This is a genomic window from Algoriphagus sp. oki45 (assembly GCF_036245605.1).
Taxonomy (GTDB): domain Bacteria; phylum Bacteroidota; class Bacteroidia; order Cytophagales; family Cyclobacteriaceae; genus Algoriphagus.
This window is the reverse complement of the sequence record NZ_BTPC01000002.1, coordinates 262654-285767: the sequence shown is the minus strand read 5'-3', so window position 1 is coordinate 285767 and position 23114 is coordinate 262654. Positions and strand designations below refer to the sequence as shown.

Sequence of the window (23114 nt, the reverse complement as noted above, 5' to 3'; positions counted from 1 at the left end):
GATCAATTCGTAAGTTTTATTGTTAAAACAGTGCCTTTGCCCTCTTCGGATTCTACTTCAAGAGTTCCCCCATGCGCCTTCACAATATCATAACTCAAAGACAAGCCTAATCCTGTCCCTGACCCCGTCGGTTTGGTCGTAAAGAAAGGCTGGAAGATCTTGTCTTTGATCGAATCGGGGATTCCCGAACCATTATCCGAGACGGATATTTCTATTCCAGAATTGGTCTTTTTGGTGGAAACAATCACTTCGGGCTTATACCCCTCGATGTTCCCTTTCGCCTTTTCGTTTACCGCATAAAACGCATTATTGATCAGGTTTAGTAGGACCCTGCCCATATCTTGGGAGACCACTTCCAGTTTGGGCAAATCGGAATCAAAATCCGTTTTGAAGTCTGCTGAGAAGGTTTTGTCTTTTGCCCGAAGCCCGTGGAAGCTCAGTCTCAGGCATTCGTCGGCTAGTTGATTCAGGTCGGTGAGTTCTTTTTTGCCTTCGGATTTTCGGCTGTGCTCCAGCATGCCTTTGACAATGGATCCTGCCCGCTTGCCATGGTGGTTGATTTTGCTGAGATTGTCTTTCAGGTCTTGAAGGATGAACTTGATTTCCTCGAGGTCTCCTTTTTCGATTTCTCCTTGGGCTTCGTCGATCAGTTCCCCACTGACTTCGGAAAAGTTGTTGACAAAATTGAGCGGGTTCTGGATTTCATGGGCGATTCCGGCGGTGAGTTCACCCAGACTGGCCATCTTTTCGGATTGAATCAGTTGGGCTTGGGTGGATTTGAGTTCTTTATATGCCTTTTCAATTTCCTTGGCTTGAGCTAGTTCTTTTTCCCTTGCCTCTTTTTGTGCTTTTTCAATAGTCTTGGCTTTCTGAAAAAGGTGGAAGCGATACCCTACAAAACCCAGAATTATCAAGTATCCAATATAAGCCCACCAGGTTCTGTACCATGGCGGCAATACTTTAAAAGAATAGCTCAATTCATTTTTAACCCCGAAAGGACTGAAAGCCTCTAAGAGAAATGTATACTCACCTTCTGAAATATTTCCGAAGTAGGCTTCATTTTGCTGGCCCAAAGGGCTCCAATTTTCTTCATAACCTTCAAGCTTATATCGGTATTCCGTGAATTCCCCAAAAGATGGAGAAATACTAGAGAACTCAAAGGTGATACTATTATTTTTATATGGCAGTTCTAAATTTTGAGGAATAAAACCGCCTTTCCCTAATCCTGTAAAGCTTATATTTTTAAATAAATTGAACTGACCTTCGACAAGCTCTTGATCTATTTTTTCTCCTGATTTAAGAGTAATTTCATTCACTAATGCCATACTGTCAACCATTTGATCAAAAAGACTCCAGTAGACATCCTGATTATTTAGCCTTATATTTTTTAGTTGTAATTGTGGAATTTTCAGGTCCTTTAATTTTTCATAGTCCAATCGAGATAGGCCGAATGAAGAATTTGTCCAAATGCCACCTCCAGAATCAAACCTAATAACTGTTCTAGAACTTGCTCCCTCAATTCCTTTGAATCCATTTTTTCCGGAAAAAGATTTGAATTGGATATTTTTTGAATCCAACATCTCAAATGGGAGGGCAGAAATACCTGCTCCAGTATTCACCCACAACAATTGATTTTTTCTATCAAGAGAAATCCCAGTTACAATATTGCTTTCCAGTCCATTAGTTTGATTGAAACATGACAATCCCTTTCCATTAAATCTGCATAAACCTCCATCTGTGGCTAACCAAATGTTTTGATTAGGGTCTTCAAGGATATCGTTAATATAATTATTAGGGAGACCATTTTTCACATTAATATGGAGAATGCTATCTCCCGAATAGGCAAAAACACCCTCATCTCTGGTCCCTAACCAAAGTTTTCCTTGGGAATCAAATATTGCTGATACGATTAGTCCTGGAATCCCTTGCTCGATTCCAAATTCGATTATCTGATTCCCATCAAAGATGGAAACTCCGTTTCCATAAAAGATCATTCGCCCAGATTTATCTTCTTGGATTCCTAGAATTCCTCTTAGTGAAGGAATTAAAGTGTGCCCGAACGCGTAAAAATCTTCCCCATCGTATTTGATGAGATTTAGGTCATTATTATCGTAGTCTGTCGATGCAGTACCAATCCAAGTGTTCTCCTTTGAATCAGTCATTATATAATGATTCCTAGATGAATTTATTTTTTCATAGATCTTTAAGCTTTCTCTTACATGATCTTTTACTCTAATGGTATTGTATAAATTATCGGTAATAAAAAGTGTTCCTGAACTATCTAAGCTAATTGAAGGGTAGAAAAATTGATCTTCTTCAATTCCTTTTAAAACCTGTAAAAGTTCCGGATTAATTCTTGTTAACCCATCATTTGAAGCGAACCATAGACTATTTGAATTGTCAATAACCATATCATCAATACGGTCAACACCAAGGCTCGCTGTACTGTAAGAAGTTAAGGTTCCAGAATAATAACTTGAAAGAAGATCGCCTGAATAAATCCATAAACCGCCTTTATCATTCTCAATTATTTTGATATTCTGCGATGAGGAATAAATAATGGGATTAAACTCTCCATCAATGATGAATCCAATTTCATTGAGATTATCTTTCAACCTAACTACCCAAAGTCTATCTTGACTATCTGCCATTAGAAGGTTAGAATCAAAAATTGATTCCCCGGGGAAAACTTCAAGAGCTTCTAGAGTTTCTCCATTGAAAAAGAAAAATCCATTATCAAGTTTTACAATTATTCTACCCTTCTTATCCTCCACTAGCTCTTTGAAGACAAAAAAATCTTTGTCGGATTCATTTTTAGTTATAGAACTATAGTAAGTTACTTTTTCATTAATAATTCGAAAAACTCCTTTTGCACCGTTTATCCAAATACTTCCTTGTTTATCTTCTAAGATGCCTAAAAAGGCAAAGGGATCATCTACTTCAGGTAGATGAATTTTTTTAAATGATTGACCATCAAAAAGTTGAATTTCTTTTCCAGTTAATACCCATAGAGTATTTTTGGAGTCAACAAAGATTTTTGAGTTAATTAAACTGTTGTCTAAATTTCGAGGATAATAATTTTCAAAGTTTTCGCCATCAAATCGGCTAATAAACCCAGGACCATTTATCCATAAATAACCTTGGTTATCCACTGCCAAACCAGATAACTGTTTACTAGGCAAACCACTCTCCACGGAATATTTAATTGGCTCAGGTATCTGAAGTCCGTATTCCGAGATAAGTACTTCGGTTTTGCTTTTTAAATTGTCGAGCTTCCTAGGAGGAGGTAAATCACTAAGTATTTTAACTTCTGGAGGCTTAATACTATCTGGTAAAAGATTAAAAGAGTAAGAATAGGACTCCGCCTCTTCATCGAATGAAAATCGACTTTCCTGCCTTTGGCAGCTTGAAAATAAAACAGTGCCAATTGTAATAGAAAAAATTAAGCTTCTAGTCATAATTTGTTAATGAAATGGGGTTTTGATGATAAACTCAGTCCCTTTCCCTTCTTTGCTACTTACTCTCAACTCTCCCCCATGAGCCTTCACAATATCATAGCTTAAACTCAAACCAAGCCCAGTTCCAGAACCCGTCGGCTTGGTCGTGAAGAAAGGCTGGAAGATCTTTTCTTTAATCGAATCGGGGATTCCCGCACCATTATCCGAGACGGATATTTCTATTCCAGAATTGGTCTTTTTGGTGGAAACAATCACTTCGGGCTTATACCCCTCGATGTTCCCTTTCGCCTTTTCGTTTACCGCATAAAACGCATTATTGATCAGGTTTAGTAGGACCCTGCCCATATCTTGGGAGACCACTTCCAGTTTGGGCAAATCGGGATCAAAATCCGTTTTGAAGTCTGCAGAGAAGGTTTTGTCTTTTGCCCGAAGCCCGTGGAAGCTCAGTCTCAGGCATTCATCGGCTAGTTGATTCAGGTCGGTGAGTTCTTTTTTGCCTTCGGATTTTCGGCTGTGTTCCAGCATGCCTTTGACAATGGATCCTGCCCGCTTGCCGTGGTGGTTGATTTTGCTGAGATTGTCTTTCAGGTCTTGAAGGATAAACTTGATTTCCTCGAGGTCTCCTTTTTCGATTTCCTCTTGCGCTTCATCGATCAGTTCACCGCTGACTTCGGAAAAGTTGTTGACAAAGTTGAGTGGGTTCTGGATCTCATGGGCGATGCCGGCGGTCAGCTCTCCCAAGGAGGCCATTTTTTCTGCCTGAATCAACTGGGATTGAGCAGATTTCAGTTCGGCTAGCGCTTCTTCAGCCTTTTGTTTCGCTTCTTTCAATCGAATCAAATCAATTCTTGCTTGGGTCAAATCCTTGAACCGTGAATAGGCCAAAGAGAAGGCAGTAGCTGCCCGTTTCAGCAAATCCCAGCTTTCTTTGGAAATATCTCCTGCCGATGCGGCCCCGATGGCGCCATGGGAAAACTTGTATAAATGGTAAGTTCGGTCAGGAATTTCCTGCCCATAATACCCTTGAAGGGGTTTGGAATTTTTCTCACAAAACCGAATCCACTCGACTCGATTGTTGCCGGTCATGACAATGGAGGTGGTAGTTTGTGAGGATTCAAAAAACTTCAGCATCTGCTGACCTACCCAGGTTTCAGGCAAATTGAGCGCAAAGTGATCGGACACCAATTTGGTTTTTCCTTTTCGGATATCCTTGATCGCATACCAGCATTCCGATAAGTCCGATCCGGGATCATGGATGTAAATGCTGCTGGTTTCCAGTTCTTCAACTCCCAAAGCCCCCATTTCCTGACGTAGAACGGTCGCCACTTCTTTCAATTCTTCAGGTTCTTGCATGGCCAAAGCCCGGGCACGCACCCTTTCTAAGGCTACCTCAATCTGGGCCTGTCTTGCCTGAGCTTCTGCTACCTTAAGGTCATTGAAACGGGTAAATGTCAGGTTGAAAGCATAGGCAAATCGCTCCAGAATTTCCATAGATTCCTGAGGCTGCTCATCCGGGGAAGCCATGCCGATAAACCCTTTGGCAAAGTAGGCGAGGTATTGGATTCTGCGGGTCTGCTTTTTTCCATCTTTAAATGGAATATTAAGGCTGGTCAAGTAGTCAATGTATTCCCTGAGTTCTTCTCCCTGAATATCTACCACAGTAGATTTTTCCTTTCTTTTCCAGCCCTCGTACATTTTTTTGAAGCTGGGATTATTCAGCAGGTCAGTGGTGTAGGCAGTGCTTATTTTGCTTCCATCTTCCTCTGTCGTCCAGAATTCGGTTTCGCTGGAATTGTCCTGGATGATTCCGATATAAAGTCGATTGGGTTCTATTCCTAATTGGATCAATTGCTGGAAAAGGATTGCTGCCGTTTCTGCCAATTCATCCGACTTCTGCATGGCTAAAGTACGGCTTCGTACTCTTTCCAAGGCTGCCTCGATCTGTGCTTCCCTCGCCTGTGCTTCGGCCTTTTGAATGTCCAGAAAGCGTTGGTATACCCTTGTGAACTCGTGACAAAAGCGAGATAGAATTTCTTTTTCCTCTTCATTGGCAGGACGGTGATGGTCGTATCCGAGGTATCCAAATGGCGTGTAGCCAGCCATTGAATAGCCGCCTTCAGGAAAATACTCCATTTTCATTCTTTCATCCTCCGGCAAAGCATCAAAGGTTTCAGAGAAAATTTCAAATACCTGAGGCAGGATTTCTCTAGAATAAAAAATTACTTCTACAGAGTTGGATTGATCATTAATGAATTTGTCATAAATGGCCTTTAATTCTGCCATACTATCTACATTGACTACCTGTTTTTGGGGCTGCCTATGTCTTGATTTGCCAGAAGCCCTATAGGTGAGTGTCCTATTTTCCCGGTCAAAAAGACTTAAGTATACATTCATGGGATGAATTCCAAGATGGTCAAACTGTCGAAATAAGACGCTTAGTACATCATGCAATTCATCCGAACTCTGCATAGCCATAGACCGAGCCCTGACACGCTCCAAAGCCAATTGAATTTCTGCTTCTCGAGCCTGAGCTTCTGCTCTTTGGAGGTCAAGGAAGCGGGTGTAAGTCTGATCAAAAACCTGGGCAAAACGCTTGAAGATTTCATCTCCATCACAAGGGACTTCGGTGATGATGACCAAGTATCCTGTTTTGAAATAGGCGGCATGCAAGCGTTGCCAGTTTGGGCGGGGGATTCCGGAGGCTTCCATATCATGAAAAATCTGCTTGGCAATCGGAATATCCATCAGCCAATCATAATGCGCTTGGAGCTGCTCGTTTTCTAGAGTGACGGTTCTGTAAGTTTCGCCCATTACCCATCCTTCGTAAAGACTTTCATGAGCAAAGTCCCCAATATTTGGGAGGGAGAACGGTTGAATCAGTCCATTGTCTAGACTGAGCCACCATTCGTCTTCTTTCCGATCTTTTTCACAAAGTACAAAGCCACAGGTCCACAGGTCATCCACCAGAGTATTCAATTCACCAAACAATAGTTGAGCAACGTCTCCAAGTTCTGATGCCTTTTGCATGCCCATGGTTCGAGATCTGACGCGTTCCAAGGCAGCTTCAATTTGAGCTTCTCTAGCTTGTTCTTCCGCTTTTTGTAGGTCTAGGAAGCGAGTGTAAGTTTGCTCAAAGACTTTTGCAAAACGCTTGAAGATGGAATGAAACTCAGGGACTTCATCAAAAGTGATAAACATCAAATATCCGTGCTTAAAATAAGCGGCATGATCCACTTGGCTCTTGGGAAGCGCTATGCCCGCTGCATCCAATTCTTCAAATATCTTATCAAGGGTAGGCAGGGAGGCCATGTACTTATACGTGTCCTCCAATTTCTTGCCCTCCATCTTTTCTATTCGTAGAACCTCTTTTTTCTCAGAATCCTCGATAATTCGTCTAAAAATACCCTCAGTGGTAGGGGTATCAAACGGCTCAATGGGTCTCCCGTCTCCTGTACTTACCCATTGAGAAATGACCGTTTTATCCTCATTAAAAATATTAAAACCACAGCTCCAAGGGTTCAGTCCAAGCCCCCTGATTTGACTGAACATCTCTGTGGCTGCCTCGGACAACTCATCGCTGGATTGCATGGCCATGGTTCTGGATCGTACTCGTTCAAGGGCTGTCTCAATCTGTGCTTCCCGAGCTTGTGCTTCGGCTTTTTTCAAGTCGAGGAAGCGGGTGTATGCTTGATCAAATACTCGAGCAAATCGCTTGATAATGTCAATATCACTTTCTTTTAAAGACTTGCCTTCAAAATCATTGATATTGAATACTGCATTTTTCACAGCCACCATGGAAATGGAGTAGGCTTGGCTATCAAAAATCATTAGCTTGACATCCTCAGGCAAAAACTTGAATTCAGCAGTATTATCAATTATATAGTGATAAAAATCATCCTTGTCTTTTTTGGAATAGTTGCCCTCAAAAAATTCTAATTGTTGTTCTAAGGCGCGGTTTAAGTCCTTTGGAACAGGGTTGTTAAAATAAGGTAGGCGATAATTTGTGATTACCAATCCGTCTTCATTTTCTCCGCAAACAAAGGCGTTCATATCCTTTGAACCCTCAATACCTACTGCGATACCCACTGCCGTAAAAGGGACTTGGAGTTCTTTTAATTTTTCAAAAAGCACTGAAACCACCTCGGTTAGCTCATCACTTTTATGCATAGCCAGGGACCGTGATCGTACCTTTTCTAGAGCTGCTTCGATCTGTGCTTCTCGAGCCTGTGCTTCGGCTTTTTGGAGGTCGAGGAAGCGGGTGTAGGTCTGCTCAAAGACTTTGGCAAATCGCTTCAAAATCTCATTCTCTGAATCCGTGAAGGGAATCCCTGAATAATTCTGAATTCCCAGCAAGACATCACTCAATAAAACAGCAGAACGTGAAAATCCCGGGCTTGAAAAAATGAATCGCTTTCTTTCTTCCGGTACTTCAGGGTAATGAAGAAAGAAAAGCTCAAAAAAATCATTCTTTTCCTCTTTGCTGAATTGGTCGGAAATGAAATTAAGACCGGCCTTCTTGGCATTTTTTATAGAATTGAACACGGCATTATTCCTATATGGAATGTGCAGAAGAACAGGATAAAGCCTGCCTGGGACTGCGGTCCAAAGATTAAAGTCATCCGTATCTCTAAAAGACAAATCAAACTGGGCAGAATCAATGTTGAAATTGAGTTGGCGGAACTGCTCAAAAACTACCTGAATTACTTCAGGGAATTCCTCACTCTTGTGCATAGCCAGGGATCGGGAACGTACTTTCTCCAAAGCCGCCTCTATCTGCGCCTCTCTGGCCTGATCTTCGGCTTTTTGAAGATCCAAGTATCGGCGATAGGCGAGTTGAAAGACATTTGCAGCCCTTCGGAGAAGGTTTAGAGAGGTCTCATCAGGCTTGGTATAGGTTACCATTACGAGCGCTCCACCCTTAAAATCTGAGATTGACCAATAGGCTATTATTTCTTCCGGTGGGGTAGATTCGATCTTTTTGGAAAGCATAACATAGGCCTGAGGAGAATACTTTTTCATAGCGAGTAGCCATTCCTGGCCTTTCTCTCCATCATTTACCAAGACATAATCCTTGTCTCCAGCATAGTAATGGGCCATCATTTCCTCTACGATCTTTATCCCGGATTTTGGAAATTTTGCCATTCCCTGAAAAAGCTTTTCCTCCATTCCAGGTGCACGAACAGCTCCCCAAGATTCGAAATAGTCTTCATCTTCTTCATATAAATGAATAGCACAGACTTCCAAGTCTTCTTGACCTAATTTGCCCATTTGAACTCTTAGTTCTAAGGCTACCTCTTCCAATTCTTTTGAAGAGTGCATGGCCATAGCTCTAGCCCGAACTCGCTCAAGTGCTGCTTCGATCTGTGCTTCTCTCGCTTGTGCCTCTGCTTTTTTTAGGTCGAGGAAGCGGGTGTAGGTCTGCTCAAAGACTTTGGCAAATCGCTTGAATAGTTCATGAGCCTCCGGCTTGGGTTCAAGGGTAATGAACAGCAGGTTGCCATGAGAAAAATTAGCTGCGTGATGCACCTGCCTTATTGGTGCTGGATGACCGGCTGCCTCCGAAATTGCAAAAGCTTTATCTAATAAAGGGAAAGTGCGCAAATATTGGAAATATGCCTGCCAATCCTCACCAGCAAGGTCTTTGACGATAAAATCCTCTCCCTTTTTCCAGCTTTCGTACTGTTCCCTATGCCAGGGCTCTTCTGTCATTGGAAGGTAAAATGGTGGATTTAATGAACCATCAGCATTGCACACCCAGGAGATGAGTTTATCCTGATCTTCATCCCAAATTGTGAATCCGCTGCCAAAGGTGCTGACTCCAAGCTCTTTCATTTGTCGGAATAGGAGTGAGGAGACTTCCGCCAATTCATTACTCTCTTGCATCGCCATGGTTCTTGCCCTTACCCGTTCGAGAGCTAACTCGATTTCTCCTTCCCGCGCTTGGGTTTCAGCCTTTTGCAGGTCCAGATATCTTCGATAGGTTTGTTCAAACTGGGAACAAAAGCGCTGCGCAATGCGGATGATTTCGGGATCAAATTCTTCGGGACTAAATGCATAGAAGAATCCATGCTCAAAAATGAAACAGTGTTGGATTTCCCGTTTGGGTAGTGTTTCCAGTGGGATCGTGATTTTATAATCAGGTGCCGTATTGAGCATCCGATAATAATTCAGTAAGTCTTCTCCTTCCAATACATAGTGGTGATATGGAATTTGTTCTAGCCAAGCCTCACGAGCTCTTTTTAATAAGGGGTGCCAGGACATTTCGATAGTACCGATATGCATTTTCACTTGGTCCCCGTATTTGCGGGCTGTCCAGAGCTGGTTGTTTTCGTTTTCGTGGTTCAGAATCCCAATACCAAACCTTGTCCGCTCATCTACCCCCAACCCGGTGAGTTCTTCAAACATTTTTAAAATACAGCCCCCAATATCCGCACTCGAATGCATGGCCATGGTCATCGCACGCACCCGTTCGAGGGCTGATTCGATCTCGAGTTCCCGGTTTTTTTTGACCAAATCCGCTGTTTTTTCAGCGACTAGGCGCTCCAGTTCTTCTGTTTTTTTCTTCCAAATAGCTATTCCCCAGGTATCCTCTTCGCTTTTTACCTCTTCCGGTTTGGAGCCATGCCAGTGTACCACGACCCATTTTTCTTCCAGATAGTCGAGGACTGTCGAAAAGCGCATTTTCATTTCAAATTGACCCGAATCAGTGGTAATCCTCATGATCAAGTCATCGACATAGACAGCAGAATTCTCACCGCTAAGGACTCTTTGGTGCACAGGCTTTATCTGGTGTTCTAATTTGATTCCTGCTGCCTGGTCCTCTTGTCTTTTGATCAGGTCAATAAAATCCTGACGGGAAAAAATCCGCTCATCCTCTGTCGTACCAAAACCCATGATGTTTGGATCAATTAAGTGCTTCAGCTCATCAAGGATTGGCCGGATATTCAGTCCGATTTCCACAAACTCTTGATAGGCTTGGTTAAGTAAAATCTTTTTTTTCTGATCCATGGACAAGTGATTAAGAGGATGGCAATTGGATGATAAATTCAGTTCCCTTTCCTATCTCAGTTTTGAAAGACAGATCTCCCCCGTGAGCCTTGATAATATCATGGGTAATGCTCAGTCCCAAACCGGTTCCCTCGGTACCCTTTTTTGTGGTGAAAAAGGGCTGAAGTATTTTATCCTTGATCTCCTCTGGGATACCGGGGCCATTATCTCCAATGCTGAGTAAAATCTTTCCATTTTCTAGGGTCGAGCTTGCTGTAAGCAAAGGGTGAAAGTCAGGAGAGGAAGTTTGGATTTTCTCCCTCATCGCATCAAAAGCATTATTGCAGAGATTCAGGATTACCCGGGAAAAATCCTCTGAAATCAAACTGACTTCTCCGATTTCGGGATCCAATTCCAGTGAGATATCTACATTGATTGGTGATTTGCTAGCCCGCATGCCGTGGTAAGAAAGGTTGACAAATTCTTTTACCAGAGAGTTAAAGGGTTGAGGTGTGCGTTTGCTTTCGGAGGCCCGGCTATGCTGCAGCATGGACTTGACGATGCGGTCGGCACGACTGCCGTGCTCGTATACCTTGGTGAGATTGCTACGCACATCTTCCAGGATAGCAATGATTTCTTCTTTAGCATCTGAACTTTCCACTTTTTCCAGCTCCCCAAAGGCTTCCTCAATCAATTCACGGCTCAGATCTGAGAAGTTGTTGACGAAGTTGAGCGGATTTTTGATTTCATGGGCGATGCCTGCCGTAAGTTGACCAAGTGAAGCCAGTTTTTCTTGTTGGATCAATTGGGCCTGTGTGGTCTTAAGCTCATTTAGGGCAATCTCCAATCGGTCTCGTTCTTCACTGATCAGGCGAGCCTGAAGCTCGGCTTTTTCCAAATCAACAAAACGGGTATATGCCTGCTCAAATACCCTCCCCATTTGCTTTAGAAACTCATTTTCTTCGTTTGAAAAAGGCCTTCCCTCGTGATTGATGATAAAAATACTGGTATTGTCAGATACCACACAGGATCGGGAGTAACCGGAAAAAAGGGAAAGCAGGTACTCTCGCCTTTGGGCAGGTGTATTTATAAAGGGCTCGTGATTAAAGAGATGCCTAAAGAAAGTATGTTTTTCTTCTACACCGTAAAACTCAGTAAAGAAAGGATTTCGGCTTTTTATACCATCCGAAAGCGTAGTATAGATCGGCAGATCAATAAAGGGCACCTTGACTTTCCGGATGTAGTTTCCCACACCTCCTGCACCCCAACAGTAGAATCCCTCCTCCAGGTCTTTGTTGATTACGATAAAGGCTCCACCGGAAATGTCTATTTCCAATTCTTTGAACTGATCGCTTACGGTTTTGATCACATCCTGCAGTTCACTGGACTGATGCATGGCAAGAGACCTCGATCGCACCCTCTCCAATGAAGTCTTTACTTTCTCTTCTCTGATTCGGGCTTCGGCTTTTTTCAGATCTTCGAAACGCTTATAAGCCAAATCAAATACTCCTGCAAACCGAACCAAGATGTCAATGGATGCCTGAGGAGGCTCAGTGATTTTTCCCGCCAGACTAAATCCAATCTCTCCGTGAGAGGTGCGGGCGAGGATAAAAGTAAGTCCTCCCAGCTGATGAATATCCGCCTCAGTGGGGGCGTTGGGGTCTGCAAGCTCGTAATGCCCATAGGTGTTCATGCTCTCCAAGTAGGCCCAGGCTTCTTTGGCATCTAAAGCCATGACATAGCTGGGTTTTTTGCTTTTCTCCCATCGCATTAAATCAGGATATTCTTCATGGACGGATTTGGGCAGTGAAATGACCATTCCGATCCGGTTTCCATCCTCAGACGTCATAGACATTTCATAGGAATCCGGCAGCCAGCTCATATGCCAGAAATAGTCTGCCTCATGACCTAGTGAGATGAATTCTTTTCGCATGCCAACCACTATGTCGAATAGGTCAGAAGACTCTCTCATCGCAGTGACCTGAGCTCGTATTCGTTCCAAGCTGAGTTCCAATTGGGCTTCTCTAGCTTGCTCTTCTGCTTTTTGGAGATCAAGGAATCGGGTGTAAGTCTGCTCGAATACTTTTGCGAAGCGTATGAAAATCTCATGAGACTCCGGTACCGGTTCATAAGTAATGAACAGGAGGTACCCATATTTGAAATAGGCAACATGGTCAATTTGATAAGTAGGGAAAGGGATTCCTGCAGATTTCATTTGGAGCAGTTGATCGCCTACTCCAGGCAATGAACATAAATAGTCATAGTGAGCAGGGCATTCCTCTTCAGTTATTTCGTTGACCAATAAGGTTTCTCCTCTCTTTCCAGCCTCGTAATAGTTTAAAAACACCCCTTCTCTCGGAGTTCGGTAGGCCTGAAAAACCATGTTTCCATTACTTCCCCATTCCAAGGATCCTTGAGGATCTCCATCGTCGATGTTAAAGGCACAAAACCAATTGTCCATTCCCAGATTTTGAACTTGCTTGACTAATTCCATGGAAAGATCAGCTAACTCCGAACTGGAATGCATGGCCATGGATCGACTTCTCACTCTTTCCAAGGCTGCTTCAATTTGTGCCTCTCTGGTCTGCGCTTCGGCTTTTTGGATGTCCCTGAATCGCTGATAGGCCAAGGAAAAGACCTGATGGAATCGCTTGAATAGGTTTAATTCCTCTTCTTTAATCGCCTTATATCGAGTGATCCCCAGCCCACCTTCACCGATAGAAAGAAAGCAATACCCCAATTCGGAGCTGTTTTCTATCAAAGGATCGGGGAAATGATTTTCCTCTTTTCGATGGGCCTCAAACTCCCTCAGGGCTTCTCCTTCCATATGACCCATAAAGTGACCATCCCGCGAGGCAAGCATCTGATGGACCATTTCCTGCTCCACAGGATTTTTGAGATATTCGGTTTCTTCAATGGTGGTCTGCTTATACGCTGGAAAAAACTGATAGCAGCTGTAAAGGCCCGACTTTTCGTCGATGATGGCAATCTGAATGTTTCGGATTTGGTCTATCCCGAACTCTTCTAACTGATTCGAAATCACCTGACAAACATCAAGCAAGTCTTCAGGCTTTTTCATTCCCATGGCTATCGCACGGACCCGTTCCAAAGCAGCCTCTATTTCCAGCTCCCGGTTTTTCTGCTCCAGCTCGATAGTCCTTCGCTTAATGGCATCCCGAAGCTCCAAGTTTTCCCGGTTGATTTTTTGAATGGCAAGGGTTTCCCCTTCCTGCACCCGTATGTCTGGAAGTGACCCGTGCTGCTGTGTCACTTTCCAACCCCCTTTGGTTTCTCGTAGTAGCGTCGATATCCTGATTTTGGAATAAAAATTCCATTCAGAGCCTGTCCGCACATAAATACCGCATTGCTCATTGACCAGCATGAGGGTTTCTATCGGAACCAAGTTGATTTGCCTGTTTCGCATCTCCAATTTTCCAACTACCTCCTGCAGTTGGGCTTTCAAAAATTCAATCCCCTCGGATTTATTGTGAGCAACTTCACTTTCCGAAGTCCCTATCAATTCAAAGGCTTCGTCAAGTGTGGAGGCGAAAGTTTCCAAGTCTCCCTTGATATAACTGTCCCAATAGACATTATACAGCTCGTAGGCGTTCTTTTCGCGGGTTTTCAAATCCTTCATTTTCCTCTTATTCAATCGGCAGGTAGACAATCATCTCGGTGCCTTCTCCCTCTACACTTTTTACTCGTAGATCTCCTCCATGGGCCTTGATGATATCATAGCTCAGACTCAGTCCGAGTCCCGTTCCTGATCCGGTCGGTTTGGTGGTAAAGAAAGGCTGAAAGATTTTGTCGATGATGTTTTTGGGAATTCCTCCCCCGTTGTCTTTTACACAAAACTCCACCCCTCCTGATCCAGCCAAATCCACCAAGCGGGATTGTAGAGTTACTTTGGGTTTGTACGCGGTTGTATCTTCTTTTTTCTCAACGGTCTTTCGACTTCGCTCAGCATTGGCACCTCGACTTCGCTCAGCACAGGCACTTCGACTTCGCTCAGCACAGGCGTAGAAGGCATTGTTGATTAGGTTGAGAAATACCCGTCCGATATCTTGGGAGACCACATTTACCTCCGGGATACCCGGATCGAGCTCAGCGTCAAAGTCGCAAGAAAATTCTTTGTCCTTTGCTCTCAATCCATGGTAACTGAGGCGTAAAAACTCATCAGCCAGGGTATTGAGATTTGTCGGTTTTTTCTCCGAAGTTCCTCCCCGGCTATGTTCGAGCATACCCTTGACAATGGAGTCGGCTCTCCTGCCATGATGTTTTATTTTTCGCAAATTCTCCTTTAGGTCTTGGCTGATGGATTTTACGCCTTCGAAGTTTTTACTCTCCAGCTCCTCATTCATTTCATCAATCAATTCCTCACTGACTTCAGAGAAGTTGTTGACAAAATTCAGCGGGTTTTGGATCTCATGGGCGATTCCAGCGGTGAGTTCACCGAGGGAGGCCATTTTCTCGGATTGGATAAGCTGATTTTGGGTGGACTTTAATTCCCTGTAGGCCTTCTCTATTTCCCGGGCATGGGCCAGTTCTTTTTCGCGGTTTTTTTCTTTCTCCCGAGCCAAAACCCGATTGGTTTGAATTTTCACTAGGGCATAGACCAAAAAGGAAAATGCAATTACATACAGAATGTAGGCCCACCATGTCGCATACCAAGGAGGAAGAATGGTGAATTCATAGGCAATTTCTTCCGATAAGGTATTGAAGGTATTTTTTGCTCTGACTCGAAAAGTATAGTCTCCAAATGGAAGATTGGAGAAATCACGCGTGACTTTGTCTTCCCATTTGCTCCAATCCTCGTCATAGCCTTCGAGGAAGGTTTGAAACTGGATTTTATTTTCTCTGACAAAAAAGGGAGAGGCATATTCAAAAGCTATTTTATTCCCTTTGTACTCTATTTCGGGGGTCTTTCCTTCTAAGTAATCGCCAAGCAAAAGAGGGCTATTTGGTCCTGAAATGGAGGTGAAAAATAGCGGTACGGGATAGTCTGTTTTGTATTGTTTGTTGGGATCCAGCCTCATCAATCCTTCGTCAGTTCCTATCCAAATGACCCCGTTGGGTTCTGTGTATCCTGAGGCTATTCCACTGGCTGTGATTAGATTTACGGGATAAGTTTCCAGAACAAAACTTCCGTCAGGCTGCTTGACAGCATATCTTTTTTCTCCTTTGAAGTCTAGGAATACATTGCCTGTTTCTCCCACTCCCAGGCCATAGGTGTCTAAATTGATGTCTGCTACTTCATCGGAAAAGTTAAACACAGGGTCCCGCTCAAAGCTTTGAGTGGAAGTATCGAAATAGTAAAAGCCATCTATGCCGGAGGTATATACTTTTCCCTCAATCGGCCCTACTGCTAGCCCGGATAGTCCTCTGATTCCATCATTTTCACTGAACTCCTGCACCCGGGCATTAGGGATATCCAATCTTCCAGAAGCTGTCTCTGGCAAGGTAATTCGGTACAAAATTCCCGCTTGAGTTCCACCCCAAATCTCCCCCTCAGCATTTTCAGCCATGGAGTAAACTGCTCTTGTGACGCCTGTTATGGGTCCGATGTCTTCATATTGATATTCCCCGTTGCTTCCCAGTTCCCTTCTGAATACCTGAATTCCGAAATTCCCACTGATAAATACATATCCCTTGTGAAGCTCAGACACCAATATTCTTAGGGTTTGAAAAGGCGCTGTCTCGGGAATGATTTTCGCCCGATCTCCGCTCACTTCATATAGTCCTACGCCTGTACTCAATATTCCATTGGCATCAGTGTACAGGTCAAAAACCTGTGTATTGGGGATTCCTCTCACTTTTTTGACAATGCCGTCTGACTTGTCGATGTACAGTACTGTGGTGGAGGTACCGATATAGAGTGTATTGTCAAAAGCAGAGAGGGAAAGTGCATTTCCGATTTCGTAAATATCCGAATCAAACCGGGTCAGGGGCGAGAATATCTCGATTTTGGAAAGCCCACTATTCGTCCCTACCCAGAGATTATTGGTATTGTCCAAATGGAAGGCGTAGACACTTTGATCCGGTATGGAGTTTTTGGTATTGAAATGGGCCTTGATTGCTCCCTTTCTATCAATAACAAAAAATCCTTGACCCAAAACACTCAAAGCATAGGTGCTATCAGGAAGCGCTAAAGCCTTGTAAAGACTTCTCTGCTGGAGCAAGGAATCTATGGCTGTAGGAAAGGGAGTAAAATGCTGTCCATCATAGCGGTAGAGTCCACCTGCAAAAGCACCTACCAAAAACTCTCCTTTATCATAAGAAAGCAGCACTTGGACTCGGTCTTTTCCCAAAAATTCACTTTCGGGGATCAGCTCTAAAACGCCTCCGATTTCTTTGAAAAGGCCCAGATTCATCTGATGAGCATAGTAGGTATCCTCCAAGCTGAAGCCGTACATAAACTCGGTATCCGGTTTCCAAATCTTGATATTTCCAGACTGAGAGGCTGTACCGGGAGTATAAATGAAAATAGCCTCCCGCGCCTGAAAATAGATTTTCCCTTTACTCTCACGAATGGACCAGATGTCATTGAATACAAAGTCTGATGGAAAGCCATCTAAAATTGATTTTTCAATCGTTTTGCCGGTGGAATCAGATGTGACTATCCCAAAATCTCCCAATGAACCGTAGTAAAACGTACCGTCCGAGGCTAGTAAGGTGGACCGGACATTGGTATTGAACTCAGTGGTCGGAGAGGCTAAAAGATTCCAATTTCTACCGTCAAATTTTTGTAAACCTGAGCTGGTTCCTACAAAAAGGAAGCCCTCCTTATTTTGATTGACATTCCAGACTTGTTGTCCTGCCATAGAATTGCCCCCGATCACATAATTGGTGTAGCTAGGTACCCCTTTGGAAGAATTGACTTGAGCAGAAGTGGAAAAGCTGATCAGAATTATCAAAAAGGAAGAAAAATAGAGTCCAATCCAAAAACGGTTAGTCATTTGATTTTTCATTTAGTGTATGATTTGATAGTGGAGGATTGTATCAGGGAAAGGGGTAAAAAAGGATAATACTGGACCATTTTGGGGATGGGTTCTAAAGTCAATAAATTCAACCTAGTCGTAAATAGGCTTTTGTCCTTTTTAGCTGGACGTTTGGATGATAAAAACTCAGTGATACTTAGATCTAAACTCAAAAGAAACCAGATCAAAATCCCCAATTAGGATTTCCCAGAAAACGAATCGAAATGATCAATTAACCGCCCCTATCTGAGAACTACCATTCAAGAAAACTCTTGCAGGAGTGGTTAATTACAATTCCTCTTTTTAAAATACAAAAACTCCCCTCATTATCAATAAATTGAATTTGAAACTTTTAATCATACTTTGATTTGTTCAACCTCTACTCATTGAAGGATTTTCCTCTTTGGTGATTTAAGTTTGAAATCTTCCTCATCTCCTGGTGAAATTTTTCAATCATCTAGTTTTAAGATGTTAGGATAAATTTGTTTGTGAGGATGGTCGTGGACGACTGATCAAGAAAATTTCCCGGAAATGGGAGATATTTTTTCTGGGTCTGGGAGGTAGTGCCCTGTTTGGCGGATTTTTCAGGGGAAGGAAATCATTCTGCAGGAATTCTATTGGGGCTGGTTTCTGATATGATCTTTTCAATAATTTCCTCTAAAACATATAAAGCCTTTAGGTAATTGGCTAGCCCCCAAGCTTGGTTGTCCAGGTTATTTTCAAATTCCAATTCCTGAAACAACAGATGTGTGGAAACATTGAACCTTGATTTTTCCTCCCATTTCAAAAAACCATATCGGTCAATGTTTTTCATGGAGGCGTTTTTTGTCAAGTACGGAAGCATTAACTGAGCGGCAGACTCATCCAGGGTCTCATAGCTTTCTTTTAGTTCTTCGGTTTCCCTTCCCCAATCGAAAATCAAAACCCTTAAGTTTTCCGAAGAGATTAAACCCAAGTTTCCGGATGAGATCAAATCCTGGATGACAGATAGGGAAGGATTAAAGTCTCTGAAATCTATCGTTCGTTCAATCAGACTGTCCAAATTGTAATTTTTCAATTCATAATCCGAAAGATAAAACAGACCCATCAGGCTCTTAGTCGTTTCCAAGAGCGCTTCATGATGCTGAATGGTAGTCTTGAGATTTTCCCTATTTCCAAGAGATTCGGTATAGAGGCCAAGGAGAATGGAATTTTCCTTTTCTTTATCCTTTCGCTGTTCATTCCAGGTATTTATCTGAAGTGCGATCAAAATTCCGATGACCACTAATACTATTTCCCCCACAGCATAGGCTAGATATCGGGTTACCCGGTTTTGCTGAAGAAGTTTTTGACGGATTTTGCGGAAGAGGGAAATCATGGCTTTAAATAGTTGGTAATTTGATCAAATAATGCGCGATTTGTCTCTCGATATGAATTAAGGTTTGTATAAACGAGCTCACTCTGATCCAGTAAATCTACAAGATAGTTGAGCACTTGTGGGTCTTGGATAAATTCATAAAAATCAGTTGAATAAGTCTGATTTACTTCCAGTTGATAATTAGGAATGGATTTATAGGGTTCTGTTTTCCTAAGCTTGTCCAAAGGGTCAAATTGAGGGCTGTTTTTGAAGTCGAAGGCACCGGCTTGCTCCTGATATATTTCCAGAGACCACTCCAAAAATTGCTTGGAATAATAGGTGATGATTTCTTCGGACACCTCTTTGTCGTCTATTTCCTGGAGCAAACCACTACCATAGACGGTTTGGTAGTTGGTATTGAACTTGGAAAATTTTCGGAATTCAAAGGCATTCAAAAAGTATTGCCCTAGTTCCTCATTGGAGGGATTCGCTTTCCCTTGATGGGTTAAAATTATCTGCTGAATCCCATCGGTAATATGGCTGTAATATGAAATCAAAAAATCTATTCGCTCTACTTCAAGTTGCAAATCGGATTGAATCCCTATTAACAGTTGGTTGGTTGCTTTTTTATGATCCGAATCCTCTTTTACAATATTCAATTGAAGGGCAATTAATATCCCGACCACCACCAAAAAGATCTCTCCCAGGGCATAGGCTAGATACCGGGTTACCCGATTTTGTTGAAGAAGTGTTTGTCGGATTTTGCGGAAGAGGGAGATCATTAGTCTTATTTAAGGTTAGAGAGTTTTTCCTCCAAGTCTCGGGTGCTTTGGAGAGATTTTTGGGCTTGGAATTCCCGGGTGAGGAGTAAGGTTGACTTAAGCCGGATAAGGGAAATCAACTGATCTTTGGAAAAGCTGGAGTTGGTAAAATCAGAAAGCATTATCTTCCTTGTCAAAAAATCAACCTCAGGATCAAAGGGTATTCCACTATCCACGATAAAATCAGTGATCCGGGAACTCCAAAGTTCATCCAGAAAAGTTTCAGCCTTTTTTATCCCCTCATAGTCTTGTAGTAATCTTCTGAAATCATCAATAAAGCCTCTATGTGTAACTAAAATCTCCGAATTTTTTGAGACGATTTCACTCAATACAGGGGCGTGAAAGTAGCTTGGATAATAATCAAATGCAGCTGTTATTTCACCGATGGAATAGTAGAGGCTATCTTTTTCGAGTTTTTCTACCAGCTGATCGGCATAGATGCCATATTTCTTGTTCACATTTAGGGCAGAATCAAGTAGCGCACTATTTAGGCTGAGTTCTTTTTTCAGCGAAATCATCAATTCTCGTTCTCTTTCGATTTTTTTTCGATTTTCATTCCAAGTATTGATGCTTAGTGCGATAAGAATTCCTATGGTTACCAAAATAATCTCACCAATAGCATAGGCTAGATACCGGGTTACCCGACTTTCAGTGAGTAGTTTTTGGCGGATTTTGCGGAAAAAAGCAATCATACCTCCTTACTTTTCAAAGGGGACGTTGACCGGTCGCAATAGCCCTCCACGCATCACATGGGTGATGGATCGGAAATGCCTTATATCTACCGAAGGGTCTTTTTCCAATACAATCAAGTCAGCCATTTTTCCTGCTTCCAAGGTCCCAAAATCCTGCTCTCTCCGCATTGCTTTTGCCCCGTTTCGTGTGGCCATGGGGATAATGTCTTTAGCAGGAATGCCGGCAGTCTGCATGGCTTCCAGTTCGTCGTAGATGGACAAGCCATGGAGCGTCCCCGGGTTTCCCGCATCCGTGGACAGGGCAATCGGAATTCCCGCTTCATAGACTGCACGGAGGTTGGCATACATTCTAGCCTTGAGTTGTTCGTCTTGGGCAAAGCTATTTTGGATTTCTTCCTGATACTTTTCAGGATTGGGATGATACTTAAAAAAGGACTGGGAAGCTCCCAATAGCGATCGGGTGTCCGGGTCCAAGACCTGATTGGGATCATTTAAGGGAAAACCATCCCGGAGGGATTGGTAGGCTACCGAATACCCGGGTACGACCACTAAAGTCGGGCAATATACTGCTCCGGTTTGTCGGGCCAATTGGATGAATTCCTCATCGATCGGCTGATCATCCACGCTATGGACAAGCACTTTGGCTCCCAATCGAAGACCTTCCTTGGCTTCATCCAGATTCGTGGAATGGACGATCAGTTGGTTTCCTTGCGATTCGACTTCTTCTGAAACTGTCCTGAGACTGGTCATAAAAACCGAGTCTTTCAGATTGAGACTCCAGATTTTGATTCCTGTGGAGCCAAGAGCCGTCAGCTTTTGAACCATTTCCTTTCCAAATTCAGAAGAGGTCAAAGCCAGCATTTGCCGGTCGGGAGGGATATTGAAGATATCCAGGCGGTCCTGGGGAAAAGGGGTCAAAAGTGGCCCTGCAGCAGCAACATGGGGTGCGTCGAGATCCGATTCCGCCGATTTGGATAAGTCGATAATCCATTCAAATCCTCCTACATCATACACTGCGGTCACCCCAGACCTCAAGTAGGTTTCAAAGTATCTATTGGGCTGTTGTTTTTGCCTTGCCTGAACTTCCTCGAAAGGCAAAGAATCCCGAATATCCAGTGCGTCCGGACGGCCGTCAAAAAAACCCGTTTGTCCAAAATGAACGTGGGCATCGACCAGACCAGGCGTGATAAATTTTCCGGTCAAGTCCAAAATCTCTGCTCCCTCTGGCACGGCCAGGTCTTTTCCTCCAATGGCTTCAATTTTTCCATCGCGAATGAGGATTTTGCTTTCTGGAATGGAGTTTCCATTCCCATCCAAGGCTGTGGCGCCCTGAAGCAAAAGATAGTCTGCCTTTTCGGGGCTTTTGGAGGTGCAGCTTGCGATCAAAACTAATCCAAGGAGAAGGGGGAGAAAGTAAGGTTTCATGGTGGAGGGAAAGTGGATACAGCGTTTATACTAATGAATAAGAAGATAGGGAATTCATTTCATAATCAATTGAATATGAGCAAATCCGAAGTGAATATTTTTTAGGGCATCAAGGGCTTTTCTTCATTCATTGAATGAAATCAGAGGAATAAAAATCAAGGGAAAGTCCATCTACCTTCTGGCACTAAGTCCGAAATCCCGCTCAACAGCATCGTACCATTCCTCTTCAGGAAGTGAATTCCATTCTACCCATTGTTCATCGGTCATGGAATTTCTCCATAGGATAAATGGCAGGGCATCGGGACCTACAGGATGACGGAGAATCCAAGAATCGCTTTCGGCAAAATCCAGTATTTTTTCACCCACCAAGGAAGCCGGTGTGGGATTTTTCAGTGATGCAAAGAAAAGGTCTGACATCCGCTTGCTACTGGGATAGATCGAAGGAGCAAAATCTTCGATTTCATGAGCCATATCTGTGTCGATGATTCCGGGTTCGATGATTCCCACCCGGATATTAAATGGCCTGACTTCCTGAGCTAAAGCCTCGCTGACAGCTTCCAAGGCGAATTTGCTTGCCGAGTAGCATCCCAAGGGGCTGGAGGTCAATCGCCCTGAGACAGAGGTCACATTGATAATGCAACCGCTTTTATTCTGCCGCATCGCAGGAAGTACTGCCTGAATACACCGGATAGCTCCCAAAAAATTGGTTTCCATGACCGCCTTGAAATCGCCAACAGGCATTTCTTCAATCGAGCCCTTCAAGGCAATTCCCGCATTGTTAACCAAGACATCGATGGGGCCAAATTTTTTCAAAATTCCTTCAATGCAGGAATGAACCGATCCATCCGAATTGACGTCCATGGCGTGAAGAGAGATCATCAGGGCTTCTTCTTCTGTTTTTTCCAACAATTCGACTGCTGTTTCTGGATTTCTTAGGGTGGCAAATACTTGATATCCCGCTCTTCCAAAGGCCAAGGCTGTTTCAAAACCAATGCCTCTGCTACTTCCAGTGATCAGTACCCTTTTCATAATAAATGGATTAAAAATTTAGAATAGTCTCTTTTTGTAAGGCTTTTTATCCAAGATGGATCAGCCCTAATGAAAAGCTACCTCCAAGAGAAAAAAACAGAAAACCACTCAGGATAAAACCTCTTTTTTAATGTCCGAAAGGGATAAAATAGTTACCTGGAAGGAAGGGACTTAGGACGCTCAAGATTGAGTTATATCTATACGAATCGGCAGGTTATACGATTTGGGCCTTGATGAAGGCCTAACTCTTTTTCTCCTACTGAGGTGGGTCGATTTTTTGGTCTAGGATCTTTAGCCGCTTGAACTCGTTGTAGTTGTTGATTTAGATTGCAATTCTGATTATGGCCAAAATGATTTCGTATTTGGTGCCTGATTTTGGGAGAGGAGTT

The 23114-nt window shown here is 43.1% G+C and carries 9 protein-coding genes; all 9 read right to left on the bottom strand.

What is annotated here, in order from left to right:
- Positions 1 to 2: 2 nt before the first annotated feature.
- Entirely contained in the window at positions 3 to 3458 is a 3456-nt protein-coding gene (locus AAA942_RS10710; RefSeq protein WP_338220265.1) for an ATP-binding protein, read from the bottom strand.
- Between the two features lie 6 nt (positions 3459 to 3464).
- Positions 3465 to 10466 (bottom strand): ATP-binding protein, encoded by a 7002-nt coding sequence (locus AAA942_RS10705; RefSeq protein ID WP_338220264.1) that lies wholly within the window; start codon positions 10464 to 10466, stop codon positions 3465 to 3467.
- A gap of 10 nt (positions 10467 to 10476) precedes the next feature.
- Positions 10477 to 14082 (bottom strand): ATP-binding protein, encoded by a 3606-nt coding sequence (locus tag AAA942_RS10700; RefSeq protein WP_338220263.1) that lies wholly within the window; start codon positions 14080 to 14082, stop codon positions 10477 to 10479.
- 7 nt (positions 14083 to 14089) lie between these two features.
- On the bottom strand, positions 14090 to 17413 hold the full coding sequence (locus AAA942_RS10695; RefSeq protein ID WP_338220262.1) for an ATP-binding protein: 3324 nt from the start codon (positions 17411 to 17413) through the stop codon (positions 14090 to 14092).
- A gap of 607 nt (positions 17414 to 18020) precedes the next feature.
- Positions 18021 to 18779, bottom strand: a complete 759-nt coding sequence (locus AAA942_RS10690) for a DUF6090 family protein (RefSeq protein ID WP_338220261.1) — start codon at positions 18777 to 18779, stop codon at positions 18021 to 18023.
- Positions 18776 to 19540, bottom strand: coding sequence for a hypothetical protein (locus AAA942_RS10685; protein WP_338220260.1), 765 nt, complete (start codon positions 19538 to 19540; stop codon positions 18776 to 18778). The genes AAA942_RS10690 and AAA942_RS10685 overlap by 4 nt, the downstream gene beginning before the upstream one ends.
- A 5-nt stretch (positions 19541 to 19545) precedes the next feature.
- Positions 19546 to 20271: a DUF6090 family protein gene (locus AAA942_RS10680; protein ID WP_338220259.1), complete on the bottom strand. Its 726-nt coding sequence runs from the start codon at positions 20269 to 20271 to the stop codon at positions 19546 to 19548.
- A gap of 6 nt (positions 20272 to 20277) precedes the next feature.
- Positions 20278 to 21696, bottom strand: coding sequence for an amidohydrolase family protein (locus AAA942_RS10675; protein WP_338220258.1), 1419 nt, complete (start codon positions 21694 to 21696; stop codon positions 20278 to 20280).
- A gap of 171 nt (positions 21697 to 21867) precedes the next feature.
- Positions 21868 to 22725 carry an SDR family oxidoreductase gene (locus tag AAA942_RS10670; protein ID WP_338220257.1) on the bottom strand — a complete coding sequence of 286 codons (858 nt, stop codon included), beginning with the start codon at positions 22723 to 22725 and terminating at the stop codon, positions 21868 to 21870.
- Between the last annotated feature and the right edge of the window lie 389 nt (positions 22726 to 23114).